The 13046-nt window shown below is 36.0% G+C and carries 8 protein-coding genes; 7 read left to right on the forward strand and 1 reads right to left on the reverse strand.

All coding sequences use genetic code 11. The annotated features are described in order from the left end of the window. Positions 1-217 precede the first annotated feature (217 nt). Positions 218-907, reverse strand: coding sequence for an FKBP-type peptidyl-prolyl cis-trans isomerase (locus ACIQZ6_RS01665; RefSeq protein WP_395807553.1), 690 nt, complete (start codon positions 905-907; stop codon positions 218-220). A 137-nt stretch (positions 908-1044) separates the two neighbouring features. Between ACIQZ6_RS01665 and ACIQZ6_RS01670 the strand changes: the two genes are divergently transcribed. The 7 genes from ACIQZ6_RS01670 (at position 1045) to ACIQZ6_RS01700 (ending at position 12964) form a co-directional block, all read left to right on the forward strand. Next, on the forward strand, positions 1045-2250 hold the full coding sequence (locus tag ACIQZ6_RS01670) for a sterol desaturase family protein (RefSeq protein WP_395807555.1): 1206 nt from the start codon (positions 1045-1047) through the stop codon (positions 2248-2250). Positions 2251-2253: 3 nt separating this feature from the next. Continuing rightward, the gene (locus ACIQZ6_RS01675) at positions 2254-2943 is read left to right on the forward strand and encodes a lysoplasmalogenase (protein ID WP_395807557.1); all 690 of its coding nucleotides are present in this window, start codon (positions 2254-2256) and stop codon (positions 2941-2943) included. A 278-nt stretch (positions 2944-3221) separates the two neighbouring features. Beyond that, on the forward strand, positions 3222-3959 hold the full coding sequence (locus ACIQZ6_RS01680; RefSeq protein WP_395807559.1) for a hypothetical protein: 738 nt from the start codon (positions 3222-3224) through the stop codon (positions 3957-3959). A gap of 3 nt (positions 3960-3962) precedes the next feature. Beyond that, positions 3963-6740 carry a TonB-dependent receptor domain-containing protein gene (locus ACIQZ6_RS01685; protein WP_395807560.1) on the forward strand — a complete coding sequence of 926 codons (2778 nt, stop codon included), beginning with the start codon at positions 3963-3965 and terminating at the stop codon, positions 6738-6740. A 4-nt stretch (positions 6741-6744) separates the two neighbouring features. After that, a complete protein-coding gene (locus ACIQZ6_RS01690) occupies positions 6745-7884 on the forward strand; it encodes a DUF4249 domain-containing protein (RefSeq protein ID WP_395807562.1) in 1140 nt (379 codons plus the stop codon). Between the two features lie 25 nt (positions 7885-7909). After that, on the forward strand, positions 7910-10327 hold the full coding sequence (locus ACIQZ6_RS01695; protein WP_395807564.1) for a hypothetical protein: 2418 nt from the start codon (positions 7910-7912) through the stop codon (positions 10325-10327). A gap of 81 nt (positions 10328-10408) precedes the next feature. Next, entirely contained in the window at positions 10409-12964 is a 2556-nt protein-coding gene (locus ACIQZ6_RS01700) for a family 20 glycosylhydrolase (protein WP_395807566.1), read from the forward strand. Positions 12965-13046: the final 82 nt, after the last annotated feature.

A 13046-nucleotide genomic window follows, 5' to 3' on the forward strand; every position in this document is an offset into this window, starting at 1 on the left:
CAATAGAGTTTAGTGCTAAAACGGCACAATGCTAATTTTGCTTTAGCGCTCCTGGTAATTAATCAGTTATTGGTTATGTTTTGATTCTAACATTTAATGAATTCTAATCAATAGTAGCTTTCCCCTTTCACCTTTCCGCTTTCCGCTTTTAGCTTTAACCTTTCACCTTTCACCTTTTAGCTTTCCCCTTTCATCTTTCCCCTTTCACCTTTCCCCTCTACTTCCCAATTTTGATTAATTCTACTTCAAATATTAGCGTACTGTAAGGAGGGATATCTTTTCCAGCTCCACGTTCTCCATAACCAAGAGCATGAGGGATAAAGAAACGGTATTTTGATCCAACTGACATTTGCTGAAGGCCTTCGGTCCATCCCGGGATAACCTGATTTAACGTAAATGTAGTAGGTTCACCTCGATCTAAAGAACTATCAAACTGACTCCCATTGGTAAGAGTACCTTTATAATGTACGGTAACCTCATCTGTTGCCACCGGTTTAGCGCCACTTGCCGGAGTTATTATTTCATATTGCAAACCGCTTGGAAGCGTAGTAACTCCCGGTTTTTTCTTGTTTTCTGCTAAAAAATTTGCAGCAGTTGCAATCGAGCCCTCAAATTTTTTCTTTTCAATGGCACTTAAAAAAGTATAAATAACTTCTTGGCATTTTTCCGGGCTCATAATTACTACTCCGCCAGATAAAACATCATTCATGGCTTTTGAGATCAATGAATAATTCAAACTTGTGACTCCACGTGATTTCAGATCATTGGCAATACTTGCGCCAAAAGCATAACTGGCAGAGTCGCTAGAGGTTTTGAATACTGGAGCTGTAGTAGGCAATGGTTTTGTTTGCGCAAAGCTTAATGTTGAAATTGCCGATGCGGCAAAAATTAGAAGAAATCGTTTCATGTAATAGTATTTATAAAGTATATGGTTAGCGTATCCGCATTATAAATTCGGGACTGCTAATATAGACAGCCTACATCAGAATTATACAATATTCATCCAGATTTTTTGTCTTCAGGTTAAAAGCCTAAATTGGATTTATGAAAGTAGATTATATTGCCCTTTCCATTCCTGTTTTCTTTATTTTGATTGCTGTAGAGCTGATTTACGCTTTTTATAAAAAACTTAACTATTATAGGTTAAATGATTCTTTGGCAAATCTTAGTCAGGGAATTGGTTCTCAGTTAGTAGGAATATTTTTAAAAACCATTACCTTTTTTGGATATTTATTCATTTACGAATCTTGGCGATTCTATTCATTTCCGAATACGATATATACCTGGTTAATTCTGTTCATGGGTGTAGATTTTTTTTATTATTGGTTTCATCGATTAAGTCACCAAATTAATGCTTTATGGGCTGCACATATAGTTCACCATCAGTCTGAAGAGTATAACTTAACCGTTGCCCTAAGGCAATCCTGGTTTCAATCGGGTTTTTCATGGGTATTTTATCTTCCTCTGGCATTTGTTGGTTTCGAGCCGGTCATGTTCCTTACCGTTAGTGCATTCAATACACTCTATCAATTTTGGATTCATACCAGAGCAATTGGTGATATGGGTTTTTTGGAGTGGTTCCTGAATACTCCATCTCATCATCGAGTTCATCATGGTTCAAATCCAAAATACATTGATAAAAATCATGCTGGAACATTAATTATATGGGATCGATTATTCGGTACTTTCCAAAAGGAGGAAGAAGAGGTTGTTTATGGTATTACTACGCCTTTAGCAAGCTGGAATCCAGTTTGGGCAAATATTCATTACTGGATAGAGCTCTTTACTACTTTTAATAGAGCAAAAGGTATAAAGGAGAAATTGTTTGTATTCACAAAGTCACCTGGCTGGTTTCCGGAGGCGATGGGTGGGAGGCAGTTCCCCAAAGAAATAAGTATCAATTCATATGTTAAGTATAGTCCTGATTACGACAAGAGATTCACTATTTATATTCTTTTTCAATTCGTTTTTTCAGTAATCATAGCAAGTGTTTTAATTTTTACTGCTGCAAAACTTCATGTATTGCAGCTTATTGCCTCTGTGATTTTGGTCATTATGAGCCTTACAGCTTACGGTTCATTGATGGAACAAAAGAAATGGGCAATCAGTCTGGAATATTTCCGTTACCTGTTTTGGATTCTTAGCCCATTTGTTTTTAATGCAGAATTATTTTTCATTCAATTATTAATCGGGAATACTAGTTTAGTAATCCTTTCATTTATCTGGTTTAAACGACTCTTGCGAGCCTAATTTATGTTAAAAAATCATAAAAAATTCACCCTTATTTTTAGTGTGATTGTCATTCTAAATTTACTTGTTCAATCTGCATTATTTCAGGAATACGTTCTTTTTATAAAACCGTTAATCTGTATTTCACTGGGGGCTTATTTATATATGCAGGCCAATATGAATGTAGGTTTCAATAGGTTGGTTTTTGCAGGCTTACTTTTTTCGCTGTTTGGTGATAGTTTTTTGATGTTTGCGAGCAGTGATGTTTATTTCTTTCTATACGGATTGGTCTCATTTCTATTGGCACATATTGTTTATTCGATGGCATTTTTTAGAGATTTTAAAAATAATCCTCAGGCATCAAAGTATTATGGACACCTCATGTTATTTGTGATGGGAGTTTTTTCTTTAAGTTATTATTCTTGGATTCGCGATTATCTGAATGATTTCAGGATTCCGGTCATGGCTTATATGTTTGTGATATCTATCATGGCAATATTGGCTGGTTACCGATACAAAAGAGTAAATCTGCTTAGTTTTAGGCTGATATACTTTGGCGCACTATTTTTTGTGATCTCTGATTCTGCACTAGCTTATAATAAATTTGTTGAACCTTTTTCCTTTTCAGGTGTTTTGATCATGGCAACTTATATGATTGCACAATACCTGATTACTATAGGTGCAATTGAACGGAAAGTGGAGGCTTTAAAATAAGCATTCAACAACGTTTTCTAAGATAAAATTGTAATATACAGTATTCCTAATTACCTGTTTATTTTCGTGAGCGGGTATTTTATAGCTTAGTAAGCGCTAGAATGCCTATTTCTGATTCATGAACACCTGAAATTCATTTTACCTTCAATTCTATCAGTTATATTACAAACCCACCCCCCGGTGCTTATAAAAATTTATATACATTCGAAGTAGTTTCTGTACTTAATTCCAATCTGACTAAAGAATTTAAGCAATAAAAACTAAGCTACTATAACTTTATGCTCAGAACTGTTACCTTGATTTTTTCCATCATCTTTCTATGTTTCATTCATGAAGTATCGTTTGGCCAAACTCAAACTGATAAAAAGGCTCATCAGCTTGCTCTAAAAAATACGGTTTCTCTATACTATCAAGCTTTGGGTGAACAATCTGGAATTTATCATGGCCCTGGATATATTGGTTATCCGTATGAGCTGAGTAATGGACATCAGTTTTTTGAATCGCCAAATTTTGCTAAAGGAACAATCTTTTACGATGGTATGCTTTACCAAAATATTCCAATGTGGTATGACCTGGTTAAAGATCAGGTTGTAATACAAACGTTAGATAGCTTATCGCAAATTAGTCTTCATACAGAAAGAATTGATTATTTTTCTGTGTTTGGGCATGAATTTAAAAAGATTGTTCAAGACCCTTCCAATTCATTAACTACTGGTTTCTATGACCATATATATGTAGGAAAAACAGAGGTGCTTGTTAGACGTTATAAAGGCACTTTAGAGGATGTTTCACCTGAAGGAATCTTTACCAAAATTTTAAAACAAAAAAATGAAATCTACCTTAAAAAGGAAGGAAAATATTTTTCAGTTCAAAGTTCGGGATCAGTTTTAAAGGCATTAGGAAATAAACAGAAAGAGATTCTTTCATATTTCAAAAAGAGTACGATCAAATTTAAGAAAGACCCTGAAAAAGCTACAGTGATGATGGTTTCATATTATGATCAATTAACGAATTGATCTATGAAATTTAAAAGCCTATTACTAGTTGTTTTTTTGCTGTTAGGTATAATACAGGTATCAGGACAGGTAAAGTCAGGTCTGATCAACGTAGATTTTAAAAACGCTACAATTTCAGAACTTGTCTTAGCTATTGAATCAAAAACGAATTATCATTTTTATTATAAAGCAGCAGATTTTGACAGTTTGAGGGTAAACCTCAGTACAAATGCAGTTTCAGTACAATTCATCCTGAATAAGATTTTTAATACTACTGAATTCAAATTCTCTATTGATCAACAGGATAATATTTTTTTAACCAAAAACGTACTAATCGTTGCGGCTTTACCTTATGGGATTTTTGCTTCAGAAAGGGATTCCTTAAGATGGATTAGTCAAAAAGATCCTTCAAATGTTGCTGAGCTTTCAAGTTCAACAGAGCTTGTTTCAACACTTGATAATAAAATTGTTCAGATCGGTACTAAATCTGCGCAAAATAAGCCGGGTAATGTATCACTTGCTGGATATCTTAAAGATTCTAAGACAGGTGAGCCTGTGATTGGAGCATCTGTTTTTGTTGAAAATCCCCGCATAGGAACTTATACTGATCAGTTTGGATATTATTCGCTTGTATTACCTAAAGGCCCGCATACATTGATCATCAAAGCGCTTGGGATCGTTGATACCAAACGCCGTATTGTACTTTATGCTGAGGGCAAACTTGATATTGAGATTCAGACGCAGGTTCTTTCGCTAAGAGAAGTTGTAATTTCGGCCGAAAATTCTAAGAATGTTAGGAATGTACAGATGGGAGTGGAGAAGCTTAACATCAGTTCTATTAAACAGGTTCCTGTTGCATTTGGTGAAGCAGATATTATAAAAGTAATGTTGACACTTCCAGGGGTGAAATCTGTAGGTGAGGCTGGCAACGGTTTTAATGTGAGGGGTGGTGCTGTAGATCAGAATCTCATTCTTTTCGATGATCTTACTATTTATAATCCATCTCATTTTTTTGGGTTCTTTTCTGCATTCAATCCGGATGTGGTTAAAGATGTTGAGTTATACAAAAGTAGTATCCCTTCACGCTTTGGGGGTAGATTATCATCTGTTCTTGATGTGAATAGTAGGGATGGTAATACAAAAAAAATAACGGGTAAGGCCGGAATTGGTCTTTTAACTGGCAGGATGAGTATTGAAGGCCCTATTATTAAAGATAAAACTTCATTTATTTTGGGTGGTAGAACCACCTATTCGAACTGGCTATTGAAGATGCTACCTGATGATTCAGGATATAAAAATAGCAAAGCCTCTTTTTATGATGTGAACCTTCGATTAAGCCATCAGATCAACGAAAAGAACAACCTGTATTTTACAGGGTATTTAAGTGATGATAATTCAAATCTAAGTAGTGATACTAGCTATGCTTATAGCAATAAGAATATGTCCATGAAATGGAAGCATATATTCAGTAATAAGCTAACTGCAGTATTTGTTGGTGGTTTTAGCAGGTATCAATATGACAATCAGAGTGATAAAAATCCTGTAAATGCCTATAAAATGGCTTTTGATATTAATCAAACCAATGGCAAAGCAAATTTCAATTATTATTTAAGCTCAAAACATACCATTGATTTTGGATTAAGTACTACTCGCTACAACCTTCATCCGGGATCGTTTCAGCCCTTAGGTTCTAAATCTTTAGTGAAACCTGATGCACTTGCTTCTGAACAGGCATTTGAAAGTGCCGCATATATTGGTGATCGCTTTGATTTGACATCAAACCTATCGTTAGATCTTGGACTTCGGTATTCGATGTTTAATTACCTGGGTCCAAATAGTGTTAATTTATATGCTCCTGGGTTGCCCAAGGAGCAGATTAATGGCATTGGAACTAAATCATACGCAAAAGGTGATCTGATCAAAACGTATCATGGCCCAGAACTTCGTTTATCGGCACGATATCAGATTACTGAGGATCTTTCTATTAAGTCTGGTTACAATACGCTAAGACAATATATTCATCTGTTAACTAATAGTACAGCAATTTCACCAACCGATATTTGGAAACTCAGTGACCCCAATATTAAACCTCAGTATGGTGATCAGGTTTCGTTGGGCATTTACAAGAATTTTAAATCAAATACCATTGAAACCTCTATTGAAGGATATTATAAGAGGTTAAAAGATTATTTGGATTATAAAAGTGGTGCTTCATTGGTTCTTAACCACCATATTGAAACAGATGTAATTAACACCAAAGGCAAGGCCTATGGAGTTGAATTTCTGGTTAAGAAGTTAAGTGGTAAGCTAAATGGTTGGGTTGGTTATACCTATTCTCGTACTTTATTGATGTCGGATGATCCGAATGCGGGTCAGATTGTAAATCAGGGAAACTATTATCCTGCTAATTTTGATAAACCTCATGATTTCAGTTTTGTTGGAAACTACCGATTCTCACATAGGTTTAGTGCTTCCTTTAACACCACCTACAGCACTGGAAGACCAATTACGGTACCTGTTGGAAAATACTATTATGCAGGGTCTTTGAGAGCCAGTTATTCGGGCCGTAATGAATTCAGAGCCCCCGATTATTTCAGAACCGATTTTTCACTCAATATTGAAGGCAATCATGAAATCCATCAGTTAACACATAGCTCATGGACTATTGGCATTTACAATGTTACTGGCAGAGATAATGCTTATTCAACCTATTTTGTTTCAGAAAAAGGAGTAATCAAAGGGTATCAGCTATCCATTTTCGGAAATGCCATTCCTTTTATTAATTATAATATCAGGTTTTAACGTGATGAAAAAAAATTATATAACTATACTCATTGTATCTATCCTCTTTTTTAGTTTGGCTTGTAAAAAGCCATTTATACATGATGGAATCACAGAATCGCCAAGCTTACTTGTAGTAGAGGGTGTAATTAATACTGCAGGCCAGACTACTATTTATTTAAGCCGCACACTGAAGTTGGCCGATAAGTTAAAGGCAAGTAATGAAACAAAGGCAAAAGTACAGGTTGAGGGTCAAAATAATACGATTTTTCCACTTACTGAGAATACTGCCGGGGCCTATTCTGCAACCCAATTGAATCTAAACCCTAATCAACAATATCGACTTAGAATAAAGACTGCTACAGGTAAAGAATACCTGTCTGATCTGATGACTGTTCGTACCACACCAGCCATTGACAGTGTGAATTGGGAAAAAACAACTGAAGGAGTTAAAATATATGTGAATGCCCACGATAGTAAAAATAATACCAGGTATTATCAATGGGACTATCAGGAAACATGGGAGATTCGTTCTTCTGCCTATTCAGAAAATATTTATAAAAATGGTGTTATGGTAGCAAGAGACCAGAATGAAATGCTCGCTTTGTTTACCTGTTATGTGAATGAAAAATCTACTGGCTTATTAATTGCCTCAACTGCAAAACTTAGTTCAGATGTGGTGCATCGTTTTCCATTGGTAACTATTCAAAACCGTGCCGAAAAACTAGATGTGAGATATAGTATTCTTACCAAACAATATGCAATAGGTCAGGAAGCTTTTGAATATTTGAGTATCATGAAGAAAAATTCTGAACAACAGGGTTCATTTTTTGATATTCAACCTTCAGAGATTAACGGAAATATTAAATGCATTACAGATCCAAATGAAATGGTAATCGGGTTTATGACCATTTCTGGCATTATGGAGAAACGAATTTTTATCAACTATACTCAGGTTCCAGGATGGAATTTTAACATGAACTGTGGTACACTAACGGTTCCTAATCGAAAAGACAGTTTGGACGCTTACTTCAAGGATGGAAAAAATTTGGTTACTATATCCAATTTGGGAGCAAGTGGTAAAATAGAAACTTACAATGGAAGTACTGCCAATTGCCTTGATTGTAGGTTAAAAGGGAGTAGTATTAAGCCTGTTTTTTGGTAGATCGAATAAATAATTAGCTTTTAAAATGCGCAAAACAATACATATTCCTTCTGCCTTGACCTTTAAATTCGCATGGATATTTTTTTTGTTGGCTTTAATTTCTAATGTTCAGGCTCAGCAAGTAAATCTGGATAGTATTGCATCTCGATTTGAAAATTTTAATGCAAATAACCTACAGGAAAAAATATTTGTGCACACAGATCGCGAAATGTATCTGGCAGGTGAGATCATTTGGTTTAAACTTTATTATACCTCAGGTGCTACAAATGAGTTATTAGACTTAAGTAAGATAGCCTATGTAGAAGTAATTGATAAAAATCAAAAGCCCATTTTGCAAGCAAAGATTTCAATTGAAAAGGGCACCGGGAATGGTTCAATGTATTTACCAGTTTCATTAACTTCTGGAAATTATCAATTCAGAGCCTATACCAACTGGATGAAAAATTTTAGCCCTGATTATTTTTTCAATAAAAACATTAGCATCATCAATTCTTTGTTAAAACCTGAAAATCTTCAGTCTAATAAGGCTGCTGTTAAATATGATGTTCAGTTCTTTCCCGAAGGAGGACAGATCATTGAAAATTTACCTGGAAAAGTGGCTTACAGAGCCATAGATGATCAGGGCAAAGGTGTTGATTTCAATGGCACTCTGGTTGATCAGAATAACGCAGTGCTACTCAGGTTTAAACCTTTGAAATTTGGCATTGGTAGTTTTTCTTTCATTCCTGAGGCAGGAAAAACCTATAGGGCCTTGATTGAACTGCCCGGTGAAAGCATGAGTAGAGAAATTCCAATCGCAAAAACAGGATACGTTATTCAATTATTTGATAATCAAAATGATAAATTGAGACTCAGTGTGCAAACAAATGGAGTTTCTACTAATAATAAGGTACATCTTTTTGCCCATACCAGACAGGTAAAAATCATGAAGGTATCTGCTGATCTGAATATGGGAAAAGCAGAGTTTTTGATTGATAAAAATATGCTTGGAGAGGGTATTTCCCAATTGACCCTATTTAATGATTTAGGTCAGGCAGTTGCTGAGCGCTTATTTTTTAAGAAACCTACTAGTAAGTTATTGATTAGTACCAGTACTAATCAACAGAAATATGCACCAAGAAAAAAGGTAACTATCAATTTGGATACTAAAGACGAAAAGGGACAATCGCTTGCGGTAGATGCTTCGGTATCAGTTTATGCAACAGATAGCCTGGAATCAGATAATGGAGATATTTTCAACTATTTATGGCTAAAATCAGATTTAAAGGGCAATGTTGAATCTCCTGCATATTACTTCAATACCAATGACGCCATTAGCAAAGAAGCTTTAGATAACCTGATGCTAACGCATGGCTGGCGCAGATTTGTTTGGCAGGATTTACTGAAAAATACAATTCCATCAGTTGAATTTCTTCCTGAAATTGATGGTCATCTTATCAACGGAAGAACAGTGGATACACGAACGAATGCATCGGCAATAGGTATTATGTCATATTTGGCTGTACCGGGCAAAAAACTTCATATTTACGGATCTAAAAGCAATAATAGTGGCCAGGTCAGGTTTTATACTAGAGATATTTTTGGACCTTCTGAACTTGTTGTACAAACAAAATATCAGCAAGATTCAACATACAGAATCGATATTTCAAATCCATTTTTTGAAAAATATTCTTCTTCAAGGCCATATAATTTGAATTTATCCGAAAAATTCAAATCCAGTATCCTGAACCAAAGTGTCAGTAGTCAGGTACAAACTATTTTTGCGGGTGATAAGCTCAAGACTTTTTATCCTGCGCTAACAGACAGTACTGCTTTTTATATCAAGTCTGACAAAACATACCTACTCGATAATTTTGTCAGATTCAATACCATGGAAGAGGTTTTGAGAGAATATGTTACTGAAGTGCCTTTGATGCGACAAAAGGATGAATTTACCATATTGGTGAGAGTTAGGCCTCATCCAAATGATTTTCCAAGAAACGTAGAGCCTTTGATTCTTTTAGATGGAGTGCCCGTTTTTGACCGTGGTAATAAGATCATTAAATATGATCCAAAGAAAGTTCGTGAATTGGAAGTTGTGGCAAAGCGGTATTTTCTTGGACCGCTAATGTTCAATAGTATCCTGAACCTCAAAACTTATAAGGGTAACCTGCCTGATTTTCAATTGGATCCACGAGCAACTGTAATGGATTACGAAGGAATGCAATTGAAAAGAGAGTTCTACTCGCCCATATACGATACCGAGGCTAAAGTTTCTGAACGGCTTCCTGATTTTAGAAATGTTCTTTATTGGTCACCTGATCTAAAAATTGACTCAAAGGGGAAGAAAACGATCAGCTTCTATACCTCCGACCAGGAAAATAAATACACAGTTGTGGTTCAGGGAATCAGCCCGGAAGGTAAGCTTGGCAGCTCCAAAATTGAGATCCAAGTCAAGAAGTAATTCTCTTAAATTGGTCACGTTTTTCATGCATTTACCTGTGAGGATAAATTTGTAATTTCGGATTATAAATAAAAATATATCATGCGTTTACATATCCTAAAAAAACAGCTGATTCTGTCGTTGATTGCTGTAATATTCACCAGTCTTACTGGTTTTTCTCAAGCTAAGAACTACAATATCAGTGTTCAATGGCAACCCATTCAAAATAATTATGAAGGTAAGAATCAATCCTTATCGGTATTGTCAATACTGAATGGATCTGAAATTGACCTTCCGCCGCATGGCTGGAGTTTATATTTTAATTATGGTGCAGATATACTTAAGCCAGATAGTAGAGGTTTGACTATGTCATTTATTAATGGTGATTTGTATAAAATTGAGCCCAATGCAGCTTCTGACGGGATCTCGGCAGGAGCAAAGATCAATTTCCAGATGGTCAAAACCGGGAGTATAGACAATGTAACTCAATCGCCGCAAGGGTTTTATCTAGTATTTGATGATTCACCGAATAAAGCTATACCAGTTAAGTGTACTTATCCAGAGCCTTCAGCTGAATTTATAAAGGCACTTCCTGCATCTAAAACATGGATGGATCCAGCCTTTGTGTATTCAAAAAATAGGGATATTCAAGATGTATCTGTTTCGAAATTGCCTCCAATATTCCCAACTCCGTTAACCATTAAGGTGAATGCTGGTGAGTTTACGATCAGTCAAACTACTGGAATTTCAGCAGATCCATGGTTTAGTAAGGAGGCAGCTTATTTGGCAGATGAACTAGCTAAAGTTTTGATTTCTAAGCCTTCAATGAATAAGCAAGGCCAAATTATTTTGAGAAGAGATTCTAAATTGGCTATAGAAGAATATAAACTTCAGGTTACTCAAAAAGGAATACAAATCTCTGCTTCAAGCCCGGCAGGTGCTTTTTATGCAATTCAATCACTCAAGAGCCTTATTCCACCTCTTAGCTGGAAAGCTAAGCAGGCTTCTATTGCTATTCAATTAGTTGAGGTTCAAGACGAACCACGCTTTGGCTATCGTAGCTTTATGCTCGATGTAGCTAGAAATTTTCAAACAAAAGAGCAGATTTTAAAGGTTCTTGATTTGATTAGTTTGTATAAGCTGAACGTATTCCACTTTCACTTTTCAGAAGATGAAGGCTGGCGTGTTGAAATTCCTTCACTTCCAGAATTAACTCAGGTTGGTAGTGTAAGAGGACATACCTTAGATAATAAAAATAATCTTCAGCCTTCATTTGCTTCTGGTGGAGTTCCAAATCAAATGCCTGGCAGCGGTTTTTTAAGTAGAAAAGATTTTATTGATGTTTTGAAATATGCCACAGCACGGCATATTCAGGTTATTCCTGAGATTGAATCGCCGGGGCATGCCCGTGCAGCAATCAAGGCCATGGAGAACCGTTATGCTAAGTTAATGAAGGCTGGTAAAGCTGCAGAGGCTTCGAAATACCGATTGATTGATCCATTAGATAAAACCAAATATCGCTCTGTTCAAGGCTGGGAAGATAATGTGATGGACGTGGCTTTGCCTTCTGTTTATAATTTTGTTGAAAAGGTGACCGATGATCTGATCCTGATGTATAAGGAGGCCGGAGCCCCATTGAAAACTATTCATTATGGTGGTGATGAAGTGCCTCCAGGAGTATGGGAAAAATCACCAGCTTATGAAAAACTTAAAAGCACTAATCCAGCTATAAAATCTACCAATGATTTGTGGTATTATTATTTTGGCCGTTTAAATGAGATGGCTAAAAAGCGAGGATTATTTATTTCAGGATGGGAAGAAGCAGGAATGCGTAAGACCATACTAGATGGAAAGCCAACTTATATTGCCAATCCTGATTTTGGGAATCAACATTTTCAATTACATGTTTGGAATAATGTGATTGGCTGGGGTGCTGAAGACTTGGCCTATAAATTAGCGAATAGTGGTTATAAGGTAGTTCTTTCTCCTGTATCCAATCAATATTTCGATCTGGCATACACGAATTCTTATTTTGAGCCTGGTTTAAAATGGGGTGGAATGGTTGACCTTGATAAACCTTTCTATTTTATTCCTTTTGATTTTTTGAAGAACATAAAGGAAGATGGTCAGGGCATGCCCATCAAGAATCTAGATCAGACTAAAATGATCAGACTTACAGATTATGGTAAATCTAATATTGTAGGATTACAGGGCTTGCTATGGTCTGAAAACAACGTAACTGCTGAGCGACTTGAATATATGTTGCTGCCAAAGCTTTTGGGTATGGCTGAGCGTGCCTGGGCAAAAGAACCTGAATGGGCCATGGGCGAGCGTTCTGCACTGAATGATTTGTATTATACCAATGCCTTAACAACCTTTGCAAATACTGTTGGAAAGCGTGAGTTGCCTCGTTTAAATTATTATAATGGGGGGTATTCGTATCGCATTCCTGATGTGGGCTTAAAATCTGATAATGCAAAGGTTTATGCTAATATTCAGCTGCCCGGTTTAACCATCAGGTATACGGTTGATGGCTCAGAGCCTGGTTCTAAAAGCACACCTTATACCGGTCCGGTTTCAGATAAAGGGAAATTAAGATTCGCAGCATTTGATACTGCAGGCAGAAGAGGAAAGGTTACGGAGATTGTGAATCAATAGCACAGTTAATCTATTCGATATTTTTATCGAATAAAACCACTTACGAAATCGCCTAAGCGTTTAGAAAATTGATTTCGTCAGT

The sequence above is a fragment of the Daejeonella sp. genome, assembly GCF_044348475.1.
In the GTDB taxonomy this organism is placed as follows: domain Bacteria; phylum Bacteroidota; class Bacteroidia; order Sphingobacteriales; family Sphingobacteriaceae; genus Daejeonella.